We start from the raw sequence: 21328 nt of genomic DNA on the forward strand, positions 1-21328 counted from the left end.
CATGACCGCCAATACCCTGCACCTGCACATTGACCGCGCCGACGGTTCGCTCCAGCGCCTCATCGGGCTTGTCGAGCGCCGTGGCTTTCATATCGACGGCCTGTCCCTGATCGATGATGGCCCGGGACGCCGGGTCGAGATGGCGGTGCGCGGGCGCGACGCCGCGCGCTGCACCGAAACCCTGGGCCGCCAGATCGACAAGCTGTTCGGCGTCACCCGCTACGCGCCCCATCCAGAGAGGGTGGTATGAACCGGATCGCCAGCGCCGTCGCGGCGGATCCGAACCGGGTCATCGTCTTCGACACCACCCTGAGGGACGGCGAACAGGCGCCGGGCTTCTCCATGTCGCCGGACGACAAGGTCCGCATGGCCCGCCTGCTGGCCGTGCTGAAGGTCGATGTGGTCGAGGCCGGCTTCGCCGCCGCCTCGCCGGGCGACGAGGAGGCGGTGCGCCGGGTGGTCGGCGAAGTCGAGGGGCCCGTGTTCTGTTCGCTGGCCCGCGCGACCGAAGCCGACATCGACGCCGCCTACCGCGCCCTGCGCGGCACGGAGGAACGCCGCTGCCACATCTTCCTGGGCTCCAGCCCGATCCACCGCTCGGCGAAGCTGAAGATGAGCAAGGCCGAGGTGCTGGCGGCCGCCGAGCGCTCGGTCGCCTATGCCCGTACCCGGTTCGACGATGTGGAATTCAGCCCCGAGGACGCCATCCGCACCGAGCCGGAGTTCCTGGCCGAGATTTGCGAGGTCGCCGCCGCGGCCGGCGCCACGACGCTGAACATCCCCGACACCGTCGGCTATTCCACGCCGGGCGAGATCGGCGACATTTTCCGCAACCTGATCTCAACCGTCCGCGTCCGGTTCCCGGATGTCGTCTTCTCGGCCCATTGCCATGACGACCTGGGCATGGCCGTCGCCAACAGCCTGTCGGCGGTCGAGGCCGGGGCGCGACAGGTCGAGGGCGCGATCAACGGCATCGGCGAACGGGCCGGCAACGCCTCCCTCGAGGAGATCGTCATGGCCATCCGCACCCGCTCGGACCGCTACGGCCTGCACACCGGCGTGGACGCCACCCATCTGGTCCGCGCCAGCCGTCTGCTGAGTGAGATCACCCACACGCCGGTGGTCCGCAACAAGGCCATCGTCGGACTGAACGCCTTTGCTCACGAGGCGGGCATCCACCAGCACGGCATGATGGCCGATCCCTCGACCTACGAGATCATGCGCCCCCAGGACGTGGGCTTCGAGGGCACATGGTTCGTGCTGGGCAAGCACTCGGGCCGTCACGCCGTGGCCAAACGCGCCGAGACCCTGGGCCAGCCCATCAGCGGCCTGCACCTGGCCACCGCCTTCGCCGGCTTCAAGACCCGCGCCGACGAGGTCGGCGAGATCAGCGACCAAGAACTGCTGGCGATCATCGAGGCCTCGCGCCCGGCCGCCACCCCACGACAGGAGTATGCTTATGCGACCGCTGGCTGAACATATCTGGATCAATGGCGAACTGACGCCCTGGGCCGATGCGAAAATCCATGTGATGAGCCACGCGCTCCACTACGGCACCTCGGTGTTCGAGGGCATTCGCGTCTATGACACCCCGGACGGGCCGCGCGGCTTCCGCCTGACCGACCATGTCCGGCGGCTGTTCGACAGCGCCCGCATGTATCATTTCCAGCTGCCCTGGACCGAGGAGGAACTGGTCGAGGCCTGCAAGGCGACGGTCCGCGCGACCGGGCTGTGCAGCGCCTATATCCGCCCCATCGCCTTCCTCGGCGAGTGCGGAATGGGGGTGACGCCGCGGCCCGGCGACATGAATATCGACGTCGCCATCGCGGCCTTCCCGTGGGGAGCCTATCTGGGCGAGGAGGCGCTGGAGAAGGGCGTCGACGCCTGCGTCGCCTCATGGTCGCGCATCGCCCCCAACACCGTGCCCTCGGGCGCCAAGGCGGGCGGAAACTATCTGTCCTCCTATCTGATCGGGCGCGAGGCCCGGGTCGGCGGCTTCGGCGAAGGCATAGCCCTTGGCACCGACGGCCGCCTGTCCGAAGGCGCCGGCGAGAACCTGTTCATCGTCAAGGACGGCGAGATCGTCACCCCGCCCGCGGCGGCCTCGATCCTGATGGGGATCACGCGCGACAGCGTGCTGAAGCTGGCGCGGGGGCTGGGCTACGAGACCCGCGAACAGGTGCTGCCGCGTGAAGCCCTGTATGTGGCCGATGAGATATTCATGACCGGCACGGCTGCCGAGATCACGCCGGTTCGATCGGTCGACGGCATCGCGACCCGCTGCGCCGGTCCCGGCCCGGTCACCAAGGCGGTCAACGGCGCCTTCCGCGGCCTGTTCGACGGCTCGACGCCGGACCGTTTCGGCTGGCTGGAATCCATCGCCGCGCCGGCGCCGGCCGTCTCTACCCGGGAGGTCGAGCATGCCTGAGACCCTGTTCGACAAGGTCTGGAACCGGCATGTCGTCACGCTGGAGACCCTCGACGCCCCGGCCGTGCTCTACGTTGACCTGCATCTGGTGCATGAGGTCACCAGCCCGCAGGCCTTCAGCGAGATTGAGGCGCGCGGCCTGCCCGTGCGCCGCCCCGACCGCACCTTCGCCACCCTCGACCACTCCACCCCGACCCTACCCGCCGACGCCGCGGGCGAACGTCCCTATGTGACCCCGGCCGCGCGCTCCCAGGTCGAGCGGCTGGAGGCCAATTGCGCGCGGCACGGCATCCGGTTGGCCGGCTGGGACAGCGAAGACCGCGGCGTCGTCCATGTCATGGGGCCGGAGCTGGGACTGACCCGTCCGGGCATGACCGTCGTCTGCGGCGACAGCCATACGGCGACCCATGGCGCCTTTGGAGCGCTGGCCTTCGGCATCGGAACCTCCGAGGTCGGCCATGTGCTGGCGACCCAGTGCCTGCTGCAGCGCAAGCCCAGGTCCATGCGGGTGACGGTGACCGGCCGCCTGCAGCACGGCGTCTCCGGTAAGGACGTGGCCCTGGCCATCATCGCCCGCCTCGGATTCGGCGGCGGCACGGGCCATGTGATCGAATACGCCGGAGAGGCCATCCGGTCGCTCGACATGGAAGGCCGGATGACGGTCTGCAACATGTCGATCGAGGCGGGCGCGCGGGCCGGCATGATCGCGCCCGATCCAGTGACCGTCGCCTGGCTGCAGGGCCGGCGTCACGCGCCGTCCGGCGAGGCGTTCGGGCGGGCCGCGACCGACTGGTTGACCCTCAAGAGTGATCCAGGAGCGGTGTTCGACAGCGAGCTCGAAATGGACGGGACAGCGATTCAGCCGATGGCGACCTGGGGCACCACGCCCGACGCCGGCTCGCCCGTCGGCGCACGCGTACCGCAGCCTCGCGACGCCTCGGGGGAACGCGCCCTGGCCTATATGGGCTTCACATCGGGCGAACCGACCACCGGCCACCGGGTCGATGTCGTCTTCATCGGGTCCTGCACCAACGGGCGGCTGCCGGACCTGCGCGCGGCCGCTGAGGTGCTGCGCGGACGCAAGGTCAGTCCCGGCGTCCGCATGCTGGTGGTTCCGGGATCGGAGGCCGTGCGCCGCGACGCCGAGGCAGAAGGCCTGGACCGCGTCTTCATCGACGCCGGGGCCGAATGGCGCCTGCCCGGCTGCTCCATGTGCATCGCAATGAACGGCGATTTCGTGGGATCCGGCCAACTCGCCGTCTCGACCTCGAACCGCAATTTCGAGGGCCGGCAGGGCAAGGGCGCGCGGACCATCCTGGCCAGTCCCGCCACCGCCGCCGCCAGCGCCGTCTCCGGCGTCCTGACAGACCCGCGCGTCTATCTGAAGGAGGCCATCGATGCCTGAACCCTTGCAGGTCCTGACCTCGCAATGCGTGGTGCTCAGCCAGGCCAACATCGACACCGACCAGATCATTCCGGCGCGCTTCCTGACCACCACCTCGCGCGAGGGGCTGGGCAAGGCCGTCTTCCATGACTGGCGCTATGAGGCCGATGGCTCTCCCAAACCCGAGGCGGTGCTGAATCGCATCGACCCGAGCGAACGCCGCATCCTGCTGGCGGGTCCCAATTTCGCCTGCGGTTCGTCGCGCGAGCACGCACCCTGGGCCCTGGTCGACTACGGCTTCAGGGCGGTGATCGCGACCTCCATCGCCGACATATTCACCTCCAACGCCCTCAAGACCGGCCTGCTGCCCATCGAGGTCGACCAGGCTGTCTGGGATGACCTTGCCGCCTTTCCCGACCAGCCCGTGACCATCGACCTCGACGCCGGGGAAATCCGTCGCGGCAACGCCGCGCCCACGCCCTTCACGGTCGAGCGGTTTGCCCGTCGCTGCCTTCTGGACGGCGTCGACACCCTCGGCTGGCTGCAAGCCCGTCTGCCCGACATCGCGGCTTATGAAGCCGCCCATGAAATGGAACCCGCCTGATGCCTGCTCCCCGCACCTTTGACATCGTCATCCTGCCCGGCGACGGCGTCGGCCCCGAGGTCACTGACGCCGCCCAGGCGGTGTTGACCGTCATCGGCGACTTCTTTGAACACAAGTTCCGCTTCCACGAACATCTGATCGGCGGGGCGGCCATCGACGCGACCGGCGACCCGCTGCCGGCCGAGACGGTCGAGGCCTGTCTCGCCGCCGACGCCGTCCTGCTGGGCGCGGTCGGGGGCCCCAAATGGGATGGCGGCAAGCGCCGGCCCGAGGAAGGTCTGCTGGGTCTGCGCAAGGCCATGGGACTGTTCGCCAACCTGCGTCCTCTGCAGGTTTCCCCCGTGCTGGCGCACCGTTCGCCGCTGAAGCGCGAGATCGTGGAGGGCGTCGACCTGATCGTGTTCCGCGAGCTGACGGGCGGCATCTATTTCGGGGAGAAGACCCGCACCGCCGACCGTGCGACCGACCTATGCGTCTACACCACGCCCGAGATCGAGCGCATCGCCCGCGCCGCCTTCCGGACCGCCCAGCAACGGCGCGGCAAGGTCACCTCGGTCGACAAGGCCAATGTCATGGAGACCAGCCGCCTGTGGCGCGAAGTCGTCACCCGCATCCATGCCGAGGAATTCCCGCGCATCGAACTGGAACATGCACTGGTCGACTCCATGGCCATGCATCTGATCCGCAAGCCGCGCGACTATGACGTCATCCTGACCGAGAACATGTTCGGCGACATCCTGTCGGACGAAATCTCCGTGCTGGGCGGATCGATCGGCCTGCTGCCGTCGGCCTCGCTGGGCGAGAGCGGCCCGGGTCTGTTCGAACCCATCCACGGCTCGGCCCCCGACATTGCCGGTCAGGACAAGGCCAATCCGGTCGGGACCATCCTGTCCGCCGCCCTGATGCTGCGCCACAGCCTGGGGCTGGAGGACGAGGCCGCGTCGATCGAGGCCGCCGTGGCCGCTGTGCTGTCGGCCGGCGCCGTGACCCAGGACCTGGGAGGATCGCTGGGAACCCGAGCTGCGGCCGCCGCGGTGATCGACGGACTGCGGGCCATCCACTGGGCCGCCGCACACCGCATTCAGATGCACTGGGCCTGAACCATGATGAGAAAATCCGTGTCGTTCAGGCCGCACTTTGTTGGGTGCAGTCGCCCAGGTTCGCAAAATGTCTGCTTCTTCGGCAATTTCCTTGCTGGACGACTTGACGCGATCACCCGCCCTCCCGCAGCCTGCCTGACGAACTTCAACGCGAGCCTGGTCACTTGAGCCGTTCCGCCGCCGCCTTCGCCGCCCGTCCGACCGCCTCGCGCGGCGGCGTCGCCCTGTGCGCCGGCGGCCTCGGTACGACCATGACCATCATCACCATCACCACGCCCATGGCGGGGACAGGTTAGCGCGCACCGAAACTCAGGATCGCAACAACCCAACCCCGCCCGGACCCCCGGGCGGGGTTTTTCATTTCCGCCCTCCCATTTCCTGCATCGCCCCGAAAGTCACCAACATGCCCGGCCTCGCTCTCCTTCGCTCCGAACCTCTTTCCGTCGCTCGAGCCGCTCCCCCCGATCGACCTGTCGTGGTGATGAAATTCGGCAGTTCGGTCCTGTCCGGTCCCGCGGACGCCCCGGCGGTCGCCTCCGATATCTATGCCGAGGTCCGACGGGGCCGCCGGGTGGTCGCCGTCGTCTCCGCCTTTGCCGGCGAGACCGATCGTCTGCTGAGCGAGGCTCGGGCCCTTGGCCTCGCGCACGACAATCCCTTGCTGCCCGCCTATGTCGTGCAGGGCGAGGAGCGGGCGGCGGCGCTCGCCGCCCTGGCCTGCGACCGCGTCGGCCTGAGCGCGACAACCCTGTCCGTGCGCGCGCTCGGCATCGTGGCCGAAGGGCCTGCCGAACATGCCCGCCCCAACGCCATGGACCGCAACGCCCTGGACCTGGCGCTGGACCAGCACGAGGTCGTGGTCGTCCCCGGGTTCGGCGCCATGTCCCCCGACGGCCGGGTTGTCCTGCTGGGGCGCGGCGGGTCCGATCTCACGGCCCTGTTCCTCGCCGCCGAGCTCGGGCTGGACCATGTCCAGCTGGTGAAGGATGTCGACGGACTCTATGACCGCGACCCCAACGTCGATCCCGATGCCCGGCGCTACGATCGCGCCAGTTGGGCCGAGGCAAAAGCGCTGGGCGGTGGTCTAGTCCAGCCGGACGCCCTGGATCTGGCCGAAGCCCGCCGCCTGCGGGTCGAGGTTCGCAACCACGCCGACGGCCACCGCACAGTTATCGGCCCCGACGGCGCTCCGCCCCGCCCTGTCCAGGCCTCCGGACGGCTGAAGGTCGCCGTCGCGGGTTGCGGCGTGGTCGGCGGCGGCGCCCTCGCCCGCCTGCTTTCCGATCGAAGGTTCGAGGTCGTCGGCGTACTGGTGCGCGATCCCGCCAGGTCCCGGGACGTTCCGGGCGTTTCCGCCGACGCGCTCGCCCCGCTTCTGGTGGCTGACGCCCGCGCCCTGCTGGACCGGCGACCTGACATCCTGCTGGAGGCCCTGTCCGAGGCCGAGGCCGGTCACGCCCTGATCCGCGCCGCCCTCCAGCGGGGCGTCGATGTGGCCAGCGCCAACAAACAGGCTGTCAGCCGCGACCCGGCCGGTCTGCTCGCCCTGGCAGAAGCGCACGACGCGAAACTGCTTTGGTCCGCCTCCATCGGCGGCGGCGTCCCCATGGTCGAAACCCTGCGCGCGGCCCGAGCGGAAGCGCCGGTCATCGCCTTCGAGGCCGTGTTGAACGGCACGGTCAATTTCATGCTTGAGCGGCTGGACGCCGGGGCCCCGTTCGAGGTCGCGCTGGCCGAAGCCCGGGCGGCCGGCTTCGCCGAGGAGGATCCGTCTTCCGACCTCGAAGGGCATGACGCCGCCGCCAAGGTGCGCCTGCTCGCCTTCGAAGCCTTCGGGCTGATGCCGGATGAGGCCGACATCCCGCGCGATGTCCTGTCTGCCGCCAGCCCTCAGCCGACCGGCGCGCGGCAGCTGTGTCGCTGCCATATGGACAACGGCCGGCTGATCGCCGAGGTTCGACTGATGGCTGGGCCGATCGACCCCTTGTTCGCCGCACTGAAGGGAGAGGGCAACGCCTTGAAGGTGATCTCCGCCGATGGATCCGTCGTCCGTTGCCGGGGCCGTGGCGCCGGCCGCTGGGCCACGGCCGAGAGCTTGCTGGCGGACCTGTCTGACCTGGCAGCCCGTCGCCTCGCCCGTCAGGCCGGCTGACATGGCCGTCTTCACCCCGGTCGAGGAAGCCGACGCCGAGCCCTTCATTAGACGCTTCGGCCTCGGCCCGGTTCGTGCGCTGACGCCGATCGCGGAGGGGGTCGAGAACACCAACTACCGGCTGGACACCGACCAGGGCCGCTTCGTCCTGACCCTGTTCGAGGGCCGCACCGACGAGGCCGCCCTGCCCTTCTGCCTGGGTCTGACCGCCCATGCCGCCGGCGCCGGACTGCCGTGCGCCCGGCCGTTGCGGGACTCGTCGGGCGAGGTGGTCGGCCGTCTCAACGATCGCCCCGCCGCCATCCTCGAATGGCTCCCGGGTGCGTGGAAACGGACGCCGTCGCTGGCGGATCAGGCCGCCGCCGGAGCCCTGCTCGCCCGCCTGCATATTGCCGGCGCCGGTTTTCCCGTGACCTGTCCCAATCCGGTGGGGTCCGACGCCCGCCGCGCCCTGTTCGACCGCTGCCAGTCGCGCGCGTCCTCCGACGATCAACGCCTGCTCCGCCGCATGGCCCCCTGGGTTGACGAGCGCGCCTCCGGTCCCGCCGTCACCCTGCCGGTCGGCCCGATCCACGCCGACTATTTTCCCGACAACATTCTGTTCGAGGGCGACGCCCCCAGCGGTCTGATCGACTTCTATTTCGCCTGTACCGACGTCCTCGCTTATGACCTGGCCATCGCCCTCTCCGCCTGGGGGTTCGACGCCGAAGGAGCCGCCCTGCCCGGCGCCATCGCGGCCTTCCAGTCCGGATATGAATCGGTCCGGCCGCTCTCGCCCGCGGAACGCGCCGCCCTGCCCGGGCTCGGCGCCGTCGCGGCCGTGCGCTTCACCCTGACGCGCCTGCACGACCGCCTGTTCCATGACCCCGCGGCCCTGGTGACTCCCAAGGACCCGGCCCCCTTCCTGCGTCGTCTGGACTGGTGGGCCGGGCGGGCCTTGGCCGCCTGAGTTCAGCCGATGGCGGCCAGTACGGCCGCGAGGGTCGGATCCACGGTCTCGAACACCTCGGTCCGGCCTTCCAGGCCGTCCAGTTGTGGCGGTCGTTCCGGCGCGAAACCCAGGGCCGCCCGGACCGCCTCCGGAAATTTGGCCGGGTGTGCGGTCGACAGGGCGACCACCGGACCCGCCGACCGGTCCAGCCGGCGCGCGGCGTGCAGCGCCACCGCCGTGTGCGGGCAAATCACGCGTCCCGTCCCGGCATAGGTCCGCGCGATTTCCTCCGCCGTTTCCGCCTCGCTCACCGACACCGCCGACACCTCGCGCCGCAAGGCCGTCAGCAGATCGGGGGGCAGGGTCACGCGACCATCGCGGGCGAAATCCTCGAACAGGCCACGCGTCAGGGCGCTGTCCCGGCCCGAGGCCTCGAACACCAGCCGTTCGAAATTGGACGGCGCCTGCACGTCCATGCTGACGCTGGCGGTCGGCGTGGCCTGGGTGCGTTCATAGACGCCGGTCTTCAGCGCCCGGACCAGTGCGTCGTTCTGGTTCGTCGCCGCCACCAGACCGCCCATCGGCAGGCCCATCCGCCGCGCCGCCCAGCCGGCGAAGGCATCCCCGAAATTGCCGGTCGGCACGACATAGGTCGCCTTCGACGCCGCGCTCCCCAGCGCGCCGGCGGCTCCGACATAGTAGGGAATCTGGCCCGCCAACCGCGCCCAGTTGATGGAGTTGACCGAACTCACCCGCCGGCCGGCCGTCAGGGCGCGGTGCGCCAGCAACCCCTTCACCAGCCGCTGGCAATCGTCGAAATCGCCTCGCACCGCCAGGTTCAGCACATTGGGCGCGCCCGTCGTGGTCATCTGCAGCCGCTGCACCGGCGACACCCGCCCCAGCGGATGCAGAACCACCAGATCGATCCTGTCCATGCCGCCAAAGGCCCGGACCGCGGCCGCGCCTGTATCCCCGCTGGTCGCGGTCACCAGCAACAGCCGTTCGCCCCGGCCGGCCAGTGCGGCCTCGGCCAGGACGGCCACCATCTGCATGGCGTAGTCCTTGAACGCCGCCGTGGGGCCGTGGAACAGCTCGAGCACGAACAGGCCGGGCTCCAGTTCCACGAGCGGCGTCGTCTCCGGGTGGCTGAACTGGTCCTTCAGACGCGCCGTCGCCCGACCCACCGCCCCCGCCTCCAGGGTGTCGCCGACGAACGAAGCCAGGATGGCGCTCGCCAGGCCGGCGGCGCCTTCGGAAGGCTCCGGCGTCTCGGGCAAATCCGGCCAGTACCCGGGAACGTACAGTCCGCCATCCGGAGCCACTCCCGCCAGTAGCGCGCCGACGAAATCCACATCCGGCGAAGACCCCCGCGTGCTGATGTAGGCGGGCAATGTCGAGGCGGCCATCAGTGTTCCATCCGGCCGTGCGCGGCCATCGACATTTGACCGCCTCCCCCACGACGATGCAACAGCTACCAGCGACGTGAAGCCGTCAGCATGCAGCAATCGCAGAATCATCCTGACAGCGCGCAGCACGCCTTGGCATCGCCCAGCGAGAACGCCATGCTGGCGGCATGCTCCCCAGCGTCACATCCATGCCGGACGGCAGCGTTCAGGACGCGGGCCATGCCTTCGGCGCCGCGCGCCGGGTCGTGTTGAAAATCGGATCGTCGCTGCTCGTCGATTCCGCCAGCGGGGACGTCGATTCATCCTGGCTTGCCGCCATGGCCGGAGACGTCGCCCGGCTGCGGGCGGCGGGCAAAGCGGTCATCGTCGTTTCCTCCGGCGCCGTGGCCTTGGGTCGTCGTCGCCTCGGTCTCTCCGCCGGCGTCCGGCTGGACGAAAAGCAGGCCGCCGCCGCCGTCGGGCAATCGATGCTGATGCAGGCATGGTCCACCGCGCTGGCGGCTCACGGCCTCGTCGCCGCCCAGGTGCTTTTGACCCGCGAGGACACCGAGCGCCGGCGGCGCTGGCTGAACGCCCGCGCCACGGTCGAGGCTCTTCTGGCCCTCGGCGTCGTGCCCGTCGTCAACGAAAATGACACCGTGGCGACCGAGGAAATCCGCTACGGTGACAACGACAGGCTCGCCGCCCGCACCGCACAACTCGCCCGAGCCGACCTGTTAGTGCTGCTGTCAGACATCGACGGGCTCTACTCCGCGGACCCACGGCGCGACCCGGGCGCGATCCACATCCCGTTTCTCGCTGACCTGACCCCGGAAGCCCTTGCGGCGGCCGAGGGCCCAAATGTTCGGACAGGCGTCGGCTCCGGCGGCATGGTCACGAAATTGATGGCCGCCCGCATCGCCCGCTCGGCCGGCTGTTCGACCCTGATCCTGTCCGGCGCGGCTCATGCGCCCTTGATGGCTCTGGAGCGGGGAGCAAGGGCCACCCTCATCGCCGCCTCCGGCACCCCGATGACCGCCTACAAACAGTGGATCGCCGGGAGCCTGGAGCCCGCCGGCGTACTGGTCGTGGACAACGGCGCCGCCGCCGCGCTCGCCGGGGGCAAAAGCCTGCTGGCCTCGGGCGTTTCCGACGTGCAAGGCGGTTTCGACGCTGGCGACTGCGTTCGGGTTGTCGGTCCGTCGGGACTTCTCGGCGTCGGCCTGGTCGCCTACGCCGCCTCTGACTGTCGCCGGATCCAGGGCCGTAACAGCCGTGAGTTCGAGGCGCTACTCGGTTGGAAGGGTCCTGGCGTTGCGATCCATCGCGATGATCTGGTGCTGACGTCATGACAATGGTCGACCGCGTTATGCAGGCGATGGGCGACCGTGCTCGCGCGGCTTTCGACGCCGCGCGCATGACGCCTGCCGCCACGCGCACCGCCGCCCTCTACGCCATGGCGGACGCTCTGGAGCGCGGCGGCGACGCCATTCTCGCGGCCAACGCGGACGATGTGGCCCGCGCGCGTCACGACGCGACGGCCGACGCCATGCTCGATCGATTGGCGCTGACCCCCGGCCGGATCGCGGCGATGGCCGCCGCCGTGCGGGAGATCGCCTGCCAGACCGATCCCGTGGGCGGCGAGGACGAGCGCTGGACGCCTCCAAGCGGCCTCGACATCGCCCGTGTCCGGGTTTCCATCGGCGTGCTGGCGGTCATCTACGAGAGCCGGCCCAATGTCACCGCTGACGCCGCGGCCCTGTGCGTCCGCTCCGGCAACGCACTGATCCTCCGGTCCGGGTCAGCCGCCCTGGCCAGCGCCACGGCGATCCACGCCGCCCTCGTGGAGGGACTGACCGGGGCGGGCCTGCCGGGCGACCTGGTCCAGTTGGTCAGCACCCCCGACCGCGCCGCGGTGGGCGCCCTCCTGACCGGCCTGAGCGGCGCCATCGACCTCATCGTCCCGCGTGGCGGCCGCAGCTTGGTGCAGCGGGTCCAGAGTGAGGCCAGGGCCCCCGTTCTGGGGCATCTGGAAGGGCTGTGCCACACCTACCTCCACGCCGCCGCCGATCCGGAAAAAGCTCGAAGAATCGTACTGAACGCCAAGATGCGCCAGGTCACGGTCTGCGGCGCGACCGAGACCCTGCTGGTCGACGCCTCGGTGGCGGATACCCTCTTGCGGCCCGTCGCCGACGACCTGCTGGCCGCCGGCTGCGCCCTGCGTGGCGACGCCCGGACGTGCGCCATCGTGCCCGAGGCGACGCCCGTCGTCGAAGCCGACTGGACCACTGAATACCTGGCGCCGATCCTGGCCGTCCGTGTGGTGGACGGAATGGCTGAGGCCCTGGCGCATATCGCCCGGCACGGCTCGGGTCACACCGACGCCATTGTTACGGAGGATCCGGCCGCCGCCGCCGAATTCCTCGACCGCGTCGATAGCGCCATCGTCATGCATAACGCCTCCACCCAGTTCGCGGATGGCGGCCAGTTCGGATTTGGCGGCGAGATCGGGATCGCCACCGGGCGTCTGCACGCCCGGGGTCCCGTGGGCGCGGCCCAGCTGACCACCTACAAATACCTGGTCCGCGCGACTGGCGCGGTTCGCCCTTGAACGTATCAAATCCCTTGAATCAGGAACGCCCGCCCGTCAGCCGCCCAAATGGAAGCCGCCGCCAGGCGTTTCTCCACATCCCGATAACTGAAGGTGCAGCGGAAATTGAGGTGTTGTCATCTGTGGACGGCCCTTGCACTGCCAGGGTGAATTTGGATTGAAGTGACGTTCTGGGTGGTGCGGTTATCTGTAGGCCGTCATTCCCACGCGTTTGCACAGTTCGATCCAAGGTATTGTCTGTTCGCAGTCTTCAATTTCCCGGTCGCCGTGCCGCGGCCTCAGCGTTCACCGGGCCGATAGAAAAGTGGCGACGGTCAGTCGCCCCGCGCGCACATCTGCGGGCAAGGCCGCGTCGCCGGCGACCGAGGCGCAATGCAGCAGGCTGCTGCGGTAGATGAGCGCGCGATTGTAGGTCGGAGCGAAATACGCGATCCGGGAAAAAATCGCGGTGTCGCCTTCAATATAACCTGCGGCCGGTTCGCCGTGGCGCGCGAAGTCCGCCTGTAGCGCCTCCAGATAGGGCCCGTGCCGCGTCGCATCGACCGTCTCGAAGCCGGTTGAAATGTGCCGGTAGAAGCCCGTGCCGCCCCTGTCCTCAGGCGACAGGTAGTGAAGGATAGCTATCATCCCCTCCTCCACGCCGTCGATATGCGGGATGCGCTGCGCGAGCGACAATCGACCGGGCGGCGTCGTGACCATCGAATAGAGTCCGCGGTCGAACGTCAGCCGCTCGCGATAGCCGAAGACCTCACGCACGACCGGCGCGAGTATGGGCGCCAGTTCTTCAAGATAGAGGCGGGGCGCCCGCGCCCGAACGCCGGGATAGAATTCGCCCATCACCTTGAAGGGGATGGACGCGGCCTCCGCCACCAGCCGATCCGGATGCGGCGAGAAGCGCTCGACGACGACCACCGGCTCGCCCTCGTCGCCTATGTGTTCGACGCGGATCAGCGGAGGGCCGGTTCCGGGCATCAGCGTCAGTCCCCGGCGTTGACAACCGCAGCCCGGAGAGGAAGGCTCGCCGCCTGTCCGCCGACGCCGCGCACCCCCTGGCTGCCGCGACCTGGCCCGATCCGATCGGTCATCAAATCATGCAACCCATCAAGGTCTGGCGCGACGTCACGCCAGCGATCTTTCGTGATGACATCCGCGCCGCTGCCGCGCCCGCGGTCATGAAAGGCCTCGTGGCTGACTGGCCGCTGGTTCGGGCCGCACGACAAGGCGATGTCGCCTGCGTCGACTATTTGCGGGCCATGGCGATCGGAACGCCGGTCCCGCATGTCCGCGCCGCGCCTGAAGCCGAGGGGAGGCTCCACTACGGTGACGACATACGCGCGCCGAATTTCCGGCGATCGAGCTCGCCGCTCGCGGATTTTCTCGACGCTCTGATCGTCGAATCCGGAAAATCCCGCCCGGATGCGATCGCGGTCCAGGGGTTGGCCGCGCCGGAGCATCTGCCGGAGTTCGCCGGCGCCAACAGCCTCGCGATCCTGCCGTCCTCGGTCATTCCCCGGCTGTGGATCGGCAACGCCGCCAAGGTCGCGATCCATCATGACCCGTCCGAAAATGTCGCCTGTGTCGGCGCGGGTCGGCGGCGCTTCACCCTCTTCCCGCCCGATCAGGTCGGCAACCTGTACATGGGCCCGTTTCATATCACGCCCGCGGGCACCCAGGTCAGCATGGTCCATCTGACCAACCCCGACCTCGACCGCTTTCCGCGTTTCGCCGGAGCGCTGGATGCCGCCCTGACCGCCGAGCTCGAACCCGGCGACGCGATCTACATCCCCTACCAGTGGTATCACCACGTCGAGGCGCTCGACGTGGTCAATGTCCTGGTGAACTATTGGTGGGATCCCGCTCGCGCCGACGTCGGATCCGCCTGGGACGTGCTCATGCACGGCATGATTACGCTTCGGAACCTGCCGCCGGACCAGCGGCGGGCGTGGCGGGCGATGTTCGACCACTATGTCTTCCTGAGCGGCGGCGATCCCGCCGGGCACCTGCCACCGCATGCACGCGGGATCCTGGGCGTATCCGCGCCGCCGGAGATCGCGCAAATGCGGCGTGCGCTCATCGCCAAGCTGCAGCAGGCCGAGCCGCAGCGCTGAGCGGCGCATCACTCCGGCGCCGGACAGGTCTTGGCGACATAGTCGGCGTGGGTCGGCATCACCTTCACGCACTTGCCGATCACCGACTCGATATTGTCCAGAAACTCCGCGTTCTGCGCGTCGCTCTTGATGTCGACGAGCGGGTCGTAGCCGCGCGGGGTGATCCCCTGGCCCAGGAACACCTGAATCCAACTCTCTTCGGCGAACAGTTCCTCGTCTTCACGGAAAATGCGGCCATTCGCGGCGAACAGATCGATCTTGCGCTGGAGATTGGCGGGCACGTCCATGTCGCGGCAGTACCGCCAGAAGGGCGTGTCGTCCCGTTCCGTGGCCTTGTAGTGAAGGATGATGAAGTCGCGGATACGCTCGTACTCAAAATCCGTCTGACGGTTGAACTCGTCGATTCCAACTTGCGCGAAGCCGGCGTCGGGCAACAGCCGCACCATCCGGATGATGGCTGACTGGATGAGGTGCAGGCTTGTGGATTCCAGAGGTTCGAGAAAGCCACTCGCCAGGCCGATCGCCACGCAGTTGCGGTTCCAGATCTTCTTGCGCTTGCCGGTCACAAATCGGATTCGCAGGGGGTCCGCCCGCTGCGCGCCATCGAGATTGTCGAGCAGGATACGTTCGGCCGTGTCGTCATCCATGTACCGGCTTGAATAGACATGGCCGTTGCCGGTGCGGTGTTGCAGCGGGATACGCCACTGCCAGCCGGCCGGTCGCGCCGTGGACCGCGTATAGGGCGTGAAATCCGCGGACCGCTCACAGGGCACGGCGATCGCACGGTCACAGGGCAGCCAATGAGTCCAGTCTTCATAGCCGGTCTTCATCGCCTGCTCGATCAGCAGTCCGCGGAAGCCCGAACAGTCGACGAAAAAATCCGCCGCGATCACTTCCCCGTCGTCCATCGTCACCGATTCGATGAAGCCGTCAGCACCCCGGAGGGTGACATCGACGACCTTGCCCTCGCGCCGCCGTACCTTGCGGTCCTGGGCGTAGCCGCTCAGGAATTTGGCGTAGAGACTGGCGTCGAAATGGAAGGCGTGGGCGATCTGGCCGATCGGGGACTCAGCCATTCCGGGATCCGCGCGCATGAATCGGTTCTCGAGCGCAGCGGCCGTGTTGATCGAATAGTTGGCGAAATCGGTGGCGCGGCCCTGGCCATGCGCCTTGAGCCAGTACTGGTGGCAACGCAGCCATTCGAGGTCCCGGCCGATCACGCCGAAACCATGAACGTAGCTGGACCCGGGACGCAGCCAGTCATTGAACTGAATACCGAGCTTGAAGCTGCCCTGTGTGCGCTGCAGGAATTCGTTCTCATCCAGGCCGAGCAGTTCGTTGAATTTCTTGATCGCGGGGATCGTCGCCTCGCCGACGCCGATCGTGCCGATATCCTGCGATTCGACGACCGTGATCTCGTAGAGGCCCTTGAACAGCTGGGAGAGGAGCGCCGCGGTCATCCATCCGGCCGATCCGCCGCCGACAATCAGGATTCTGCTGATCTGCTGCATTCGTCCCTATTCCCTTGCGTACGGCTCCTGCGCCTCGCAGGTCGCAGGCGTAATCGGTGTGGGAAGCCGCCCGACCGTCACCGCTTTGGCATAGCTTAACCCGTAACCACGCGCGAACTGGACAATATCCCCGGGGCCTTCGCCGGTGCTGCACGCCGAGCCTGGCCAGGCGAAAGACAGCCGGCCAGTAAAGTCATACTCGCCGCCCAGCAGGACATCCACCAGCCCATCGCCCTCCGTGCCGGGAAGGAAACCGGCGACGAAGGCGTCCGAGAGGTTGATCAGGTCGTTGGCGTAGGCGGGGCGCCCCGAGTAGAGCACGGTAACCACCGGCACACCCCGGCCCGAGACGGTCCGGAGGGTCGTGAGATCCGCCGGATAGGCAAGGCTGTGCTGAACCGGGGCCGGGTGACGAACATCGCCATTGTATTCCGCGTAGGGCGTCTCGCCGAGAACGGCGATCACGGCGTCGAAACCCGACACATCGACGCCGACGCCGTCGATGGAATAGACGACGTTGTCCGCGCCGAGCACCCGGCGGAGCGCGCCGAGCAGGGTCGTCCCGCCGCGGAAGTCGGCATTGGTGTTTTCGGTCCCCTGCCAGGTCAGCGACCAGCCGCCGGTCTGGTTCGACAGGCTGTCGGCGCTGGCGCCCACGACGAGGATCTTGCGGTCGCGCGCGAGCGGCAGGACGCCGCCGTCATTCTTGAGCAGGACCACCGATTTGCGCACGGCCTCGCGCGCCAGCGCGCTCGCCTGCACGGCGTCGGCGCGACCATTATACGTACTCTCCGACGGAGCCCTCTCGAACAGGCCCGAGCGCATCTTCACCCGCAGGATCCGTGTGACGGCCTCGTCGAGACGAGCCATCGGGATGCGGCCCTCGCGAACATCGGACACGGTGTTGGTGATGAAGGCCCTCCAATCTTCCGGGACCATGACCATGTCGATGCCGGCGTTGATCGCCGCCGCGCAGTGGTCCTTGGTGCAACCGGGCACCTGGTCGATGCCGTTCCAGTCCGAAACGACGAAGCCGTCGAAGCCGAGCCGGCCTCTGAGGACATCGATCAGCAGCTCCCGACTGCCGTGCATCTTGCCGTAATCCTCGCCCGCCTGGACGTCGTTCCAGCTATTGTAGGACGCCATCACCGTCTGCACCCCGGCGTCGAGCGCGGCGTAGTAGCCGGCGCCGTGTCGCGTGATCATCTCCTCGCGCGTGGCCCGGGTCTCGCCCTGGTCGATGCCGTTGAAGGTGCCCCCGTCGCCCATGAAATGCTTGGCGGTCGCTACCACATCGCCTTCGCCGTCCAGGCCGCCCTGGAGTCCTCGAACCATGGCGTCGGCGTACTGCCCAACGATTGCCGGATCGCTTGAATAGCTTTCATAGGTCCGCCCCCAACGACGATTCTCGCCAACCGCGAGGGTCGGGGCAAATACCCAGGTGATGCCGGTGGCGCGGGCTTGACGGGCCGTCGCCCGACCGATGCGCTCCACCAGCGCGGGATCATGGGCCGCGCCAAGACCGATATTGTGCGGAAACAGCGTGGCGCCGGCGACGTTGTTGTGACCGTGGACCGCGTCGGTTCCCCAGATGACCGGAATCTGGGTCGGCATGTCGGTCGATACCGACGCCAGATAGTAGCGATTGGAGAGGGCGGCCCATTCCTGGACTGTCGCGGCCTTGTCCATATCCGGCCAGCTGCCGCCGCCGTTGAGAACGGAGCCGATGTAGTATTGTCGAACTTCCTCAGGGGTAATGTAGCGGATCTCGGGTTGGGTGATCTGCCCGACCTTCTGTTCAAGCGTCATGCCCGCCACGATTTCGGCGATGCGCCGTTCCATCGCGACATCGACTGCCGTGGGCGATCGGTGAACCGGCCAGTCCGAAACCGGAACGACCGAAGCCGGCGCCGATGATCCCAAGGCGACAGGATGCAGGCCGCACCCGGCCAGAAGCAGCAACGGAAGGCAGAACTTGAGAGAGAGGCGGGTCATGCGGTTACTCGGAGCCTGCGCAAAAATCGCTGCGGCGAAGTCGAAGCGCGACGGGAAAGGGGCTGGCGCGTCCGCGATGGATGGCCGTGGCCGGAGCCTGAACAGGGCTCCGGCCTGACCCTGGCGCTAGAACCGGTAGTTTATGCCGAACAGGAACTGACGGCCGTATTCCTCGTAGGTCTCCGGCAGGAAGGAGCCGTCCGCCGTGTGCGTGCCGCCGGCGTCAAGGCCGAGGCGGGTCCGGTAGGGCGAATCGGTCAGGTTGTTGACCTGGAACAACACCCCCAGCCCCTCCATCGGTCCCGACTGGAAGGTATAGCCGATCTGGGCGTCCACCTGTTCGTCGTCGAGGATTTCGGTGAAGCCGCGCGTAGCGAACAGTTGCACCACCTCGCCCTTGAACGCTTCCCGGAACCGCTTGCTGATGCGGGCCTGAAAGCCACCGCGCTCATAGTAGCCCGTGATATTATAGACCGTGCCTGACAGGCCGGGAATCCGCACCTGCTGGCCGGTCGCGCTGGGGTTCAGATCGGAGTCGGTCAACGAGATGCTGCCGATCATACCCAGTCCATCCAGCGGCTCCCACACAGTGCCGAAGTTGAAGGCTCCGCTGAGTTCGAGACCCTGAATCGTGCCCCCGTTTCCGTTCGCCGGCAGCGTCATCTGGCCAATCGAACTGATGATCACACCAGGCGGTATCGACGAGGCTGAAGCCGGCAGGGGGATGCCCGAGAAATCAAAGGTCCCGGTCTGGCGGTAGATGTAGGTATCCAGATCCTTGTAGAAGGCCGCAATCGAGAAATAGCTGGTCGAGTTCACATACCATTCGTAGGCGATATCGAACGCCGTGGCGCGCCACGGCTCCAGGTGAGGATTGCCGCCTGATGCCGACCAGGGATTGACCGTCTGGCCGGGCGCGCAGGGCTGCCCGGTACAGACGTTGGCGTTAAATCCGGGCGTCACGTTGGCGCGCATCTCGTCCATGCGCGGCCGGGCCATGGTTTTTGACGCCGCGAAGCGCACCCGGTGTCCACCGCCCAGGTCGTATATGAGGTTCATGCTGGGCAAGACGTCAGTGTAGTCGTCGCCGGCAGTGATGCTTATGGGCACGATCGGCCCCCCCGGGACCGGGCGATTGATGATGACTCCCGTCGATTCCTGGGACTGTTGTACGACCTGGACACCGAAGTTGCCGCGGAGCCTCCCGGTCTCGAAGTCAGCCTTTGCGAAGAAGGTGGCGACTTCCTCGGAAATGTCCCAGTTCTTGTCGAAGAAGTTGGCGTCGAGGATTGGCGACCGGTCGTAATAGACGTTGAGCGCTCGCGTGAGATCGACGCTGAGCACGCTGCCAAATCCCGCATAATCCAGGGAGGTTGGACTTTCCAGATAGCGCGGATCGACGAGAACCTGCTGCCGTCCGTTCTTGAGGAACAGGTCGAAATCATCAACCCGCTTGGATTTGTCGCGGCCGGTGAAATTAACGCCCGCGCTCACCTCACGGAAGATGCCATCAAACTCCCGCGCCGCGCTGAGGTCGATGGCGTAGATGCTCTCCTCGACATCAGGGAAGCGGATCGCGCCGTCGTGGCCCCAACCGCCCCAAGGGGCGCGATCACCGAGCGAGACCTGCGCGGCGTCCGCGTAATTCAGGCCTTCGGTATAGGTGGGATAACCATCGTCAGACAGTCGGAAGTCGATCGTGTCGTAGGTGCGGCCCACATTGGGCGTGGAGCCCCTGACCCCACCCACGCCGCGGCCGTAACCGGCGTAGGTCTCCAGGATCTGCTCGCGTCGATTGTTGGTCGAATACGAGAGATCGGCATCGACACGGGTGCGATCGTCGAGACGGAATTCGTTGTTCAGGCCCACTGAGAAGAGTTCGTCAGTGCGAGTGTTGTAGTCGTTCCGAATGATGGGAACACCGCGGTTGAGCGTGCCGCTGGTCGCCAGGGTCGAACCGCCGCGCGCCTCGGTCTGGACATTGGTGAAGGTTGCGCCGTCAGCCCAGCCGTTCGAGAACCATTGGGCCCCGCGTGTTGTCTCCTCTTGGTCGAACCGCGAATAATAGAGGTCGAGCGTCGAATGGATATTCTCGTTCGGCCTCCATTCCAGAATGCCGATGAAGGCGTCGCGCTGGTTGAGGCGCGAGGTGGCGAACAGCTCCTGGCCGTTGAGAATCAGCGCACTGTCTGCGCTGTCGGGCGTGACGGCAAAGCCGAACCTTTCATAGCCATAGGCCTTGTAGTGCTGGTTCTGCGACGGGGAATCCAGATGCGCAAAGCCGAGCGCGATCCCCATTGTGCCATCCGCGAACTGATCAATGTAGCTGAGGCTGGCTCGACCGCCGTAGTTGCGGACGTCGTCGTTGAGCTGATCACCCTGGGTCAGTTCGCCCCGGAGGTTCAGCGCGAGAGCCCGCGATCCGAAATCGAGCGGGCGGACTGTGCGCAGGTCCGCCGTTCCCGACAGGCCCATGCCCGAAATCTCGGCGTCGGGGGTCTTGTAGATGACCACGCCTGACAGCAGCTCGGACGGATACTGGTCGAACTCGACGGCGCGGTTGTCGCCGGAGCTGGCCTGCTGGCGGCCGTTGAGCAGGGTGGTGGTGAAGTCGGGAGCCAGGCCGCGAATCGAAATCACCTGGGCGCGACCGTTGACCCGCTGGGCCGCGAGGCCGGGAAGGCGCGCGATCGACTCGGCGATGGACACGTCCGGAAGCTTGCCGATGTCCTCGGCCGATACGGCTTCGACGATCGACGTCTCATTCCGCTTGATGGCTATGGAATCCGCCAGGCCGCGCCGGAGACCCGTGACGACCACCTCGTCGAGCTCGGCGGCGTCCTGGGCGCTCGGGGGAGGCGACGCTGGATCCGCGACCTGCGCCAGCGTGACTGTCGGGGCCGCGACGGCAAGCGCCAGGGCGGAGACCGTCAGAAAGAGTTGTCTCGAAGACGTGAATGTCGAGCGACGATCGCCCACGAAGTCGGTGCGCATGAATAGCCTCCCCTGTTTGATCACGCGTCGGCGCCCCTGCGCCGCGCGATCTCTATTGTTCGGCTCCGCAATCCGTCTCGCGACAATGGATTGGAAGCGCTTCCAATGGCTAGCCTATCCTTAAG

Annotated in this window: 17 protein-coding genes; 12 read left to right on the forward strand and 5 right to left on the reverse strand. The window is 67.5% G+C overall.

Annotation, left to right across the window (positions count from 1 at the left end; all coding sequences use genetic code 11):
* Window position 1 precedes the first annotated feature (1 nt).
* From ACTIEW_RS10815 to ACTIEW_RS10855, 9 genes are all read left to right on the forward strand, one after another.
* The gene (locus tag ACTIEW_RS10815) at window positions 2–250 is read left to right on the forward strand and encodes an ACT domain-containing protein (protein WP_439477908.1); all 249 of its coding nucleotides are present in this window, start codon (window positions 2–4) and stop codon (window positions 248–250) included.
* Window positions 247–1476, forward strand: coding sequence for a 2-isopropylmalate synthase (locus tag ACTIEW_RS10820; protein ID WP_439477909.1), 1230 nt, complete (start codon window positions 247–249; stop codon window positions 1474–1476). Before ACTIEW_RS10815 ends, ACTIEW_RS10820 begins: the two co-directional genes overlap by 4 nt.
* Window positions 1460–2428 carry a branched-chain amino acid transaminase gene (locus ACTIEW_RS10825; protein WP_439477910.1) on the forward strand — a complete coding sequence of 323 codons (969 nt, stop codon included), beginning with the start codon at window positions 1460–1462 and terminating at the stop codon, window positions 2426–2428. The genes ACTIEW_RS10820 and ACTIEW_RS10825 overlap by 17 nt, the downstream gene beginning before the upstream one ends.
* Window positions 2421–3833: a 3-isopropylmalate dehydratase large subunit gene (leuC, locus tag ACTIEW_RS10830; protein WP_439477911.1), complete on the forward strand. Its 1413-nt coding sequence runs from the start codon at window positions 2421–2423 to the stop codon at window positions 3831–3833. The genes ACTIEW_RS10825 and leuC overlap by 8 nt, the downstream gene beginning before the upstream one ends.
* Window positions 3826–4416 carry a 3-isopropylmalate dehydratase small subunit gene (gene leuD, locus ACTIEW_RS10835; protein ID WP_439477912.1) on the forward strand — a complete coding sequence of 197 codons (591 nt, stop codon included), beginning with the start codon at window positions 3826–3828 and terminating at the stop codon, window positions 4414–4416. The genes leuC and leuD overlap by 8 nt, the downstream gene beginning before the upstream one ends.
* Window positions 4416–5516: a 3-isopropylmalate dehydrogenase gene (leuB, locus tag ACTIEW_RS10840; RefSeq protein WP_439477913.1), complete on the forward strand. Its 1101-nt coding sequence runs from the start codon at window positions 4416–4418 to the stop codon at window positions 5514–5516. The genes leuD and leuB overlap by 1 nt, the downstream gene beginning before the upstream one ends.
* Before the next feature lie 164 nt (window positions 5517–5680).
* A complete protein-coding gene (locus ACTIEW_RS10845; protein WP_439477914.1) occupies window positions 5681–5812 on the forward strand; it encodes a hypothetical protein in 132 nt (43 codons plus the stop codon).
* Window positions 5813–5997: 185 nt separating this feature from the next.
* Window positions 5998–7668, forward strand: coding sequence for an amino acid kinase family protein (locus ACTIEW_RS10850; RefSeq protein ID WP_439478029.1), 1671 nt, complete (start codon window positions 5998–6000; stop codon window positions 7666–7668).
* Between the two features lies 1 nt (window position 7669).
* Window positions 7670–8617, forward strand: coding sequence for a homoserine kinase (locus ACTIEW_RS10855; protein WP_439477915.1), 948 nt, complete (start codon window positions 7670–7672; stop codon window positions 8615–8617).
* Window positions 8618–8619: 2 nt separating this feature from the next.
* Here the strand turns inward: ACTIEW_RS10855 and thrC are convergent, their stop codons facing one another.
* On the reverse strand, window positions 8620–10005 hold the full coding sequence (gene thrC / locus ACTIEW_RS10860; RefSeq protein ID WP_439477916.1) for a threonine synthase: 1386 nt from the start codon (window positions 10003–10005) through the stop codon (window positions 8620–8622).
* Between the two features lie 167 nt (window positions 10006–10172).
* Between thrC and proB the strand changes: the two genes are divergently transcribed.
* Window positions 10173–11336 carry a glutamate 5-kinase gene (gene proB / locus ACTIEW_RS10865; protein WP_439477917.1) on the forward strand — a complete coding sequence of 388 codons (1164 nt, stop codon included), beginning with the start codon at window positions 10173–10175 and terminating at the stop codon, window positions 11334–11336.
* Window positions 11333–12595, forward strand: coding sequence for a glutamate-5-semialdehyde dehydrogenase (locus tag ACTIEW_RS10870; protein WP_439477918.1), 1263 nt, complete (start codon window positions 11333–11335; stop codon window positions 12593–12595). Before proB ends, ACTIEW_RS10870 begins: the two co-directional genes overlap by 4 nt.
* Before the next feature lie 285 nt (window positions 12596–12880).
* On the opposite strand, the gene ACTIEW_RS10875 is transcribed toward ACTIEW_RS10870, so the two are convergent.
* Window positions 12881–13567: a DUF6445 family protein gene (locus tag ACTIEW_RS10875; protein WP_439477919.1), complete on the reverse strand. Its 687-nt coding sequence runs from the start codon at window positions 13565–13567 to the stop codon at window positions 12881–12883.
* Between the two features lie 119 nt (window positions 13568–13686).
* On the opposite strand from ACTIEW_RS10875, the gene ACTIEW_RS10880 reads away from it, so the two are divergent.
* Window positions 13687–14703 (forward strand): cupin-like domain-containing protein, encoded by a 1017-nt coding sequence (locus ACTIEW_RS10880; RefSeq protein ID WP_439477920.1) that lies wholly within the window; start codon window positions 13687–13689, stop codon window positions 14701–14703.
* An 8-nt stretch (window positions 14704–14711) separates the two neighbouring features.
* Here ACTIEW_RS10880 and ACTIEW_RS10885 read toward each other — a convergent pair whose 3' ends face one another.
* From ACTIEW_RS10885 to ACTIEW_RS10895, 3 genes are all read right to left on the reverse strand, one after another.
* Complete coding sequence (locus tag ACTIEW_RS10885) at window positions 14712–16214, reverse strand: tryptophan halogenase family protein (protein WP_439477921.1); 1503 nt, start codon at window positions 16212–16214, stop codon at window positions 14712–14714.
* Window positions 16215–16220: 6 nt separating this feature from the next.
* Window positions 16221–18209 (reverse strand): glycoside hydrolase family 3 protein, encoded by a 1989-nt coding sequence (locus ACTIEW_RS10890; protein WP_439477922.1) that lies wholly within the window; start codon window positions 18207–18209, stop codon window positions 16221–16223.
* A gap of 126 nt (window positions 18210–18335) precedes the next feature.
* On the reverse strand, window positions 18336–21203 hold the full coding sequence (locus ACTIEW_RS10895) for a TonB-dependent receptor (RefSeq protein ID WP_439477923.1): 2868 nt from the start codon (window positions 21201–21203) through the stop codon (window positions 18336–18338).
* Window positions 21204–21328 lie beyond the last annotated feature (125 nt).

The organism is Brevundimonas sp. (genome assembly GCF_051860745.1).
In the GTDB taxonomy this organism is placed as follows: domain Bacteria; phylum Pseudomonadota; class Alphaproteobacteria; order Caulobacterales; family Caulobacteraceae; genus Brevundimonas.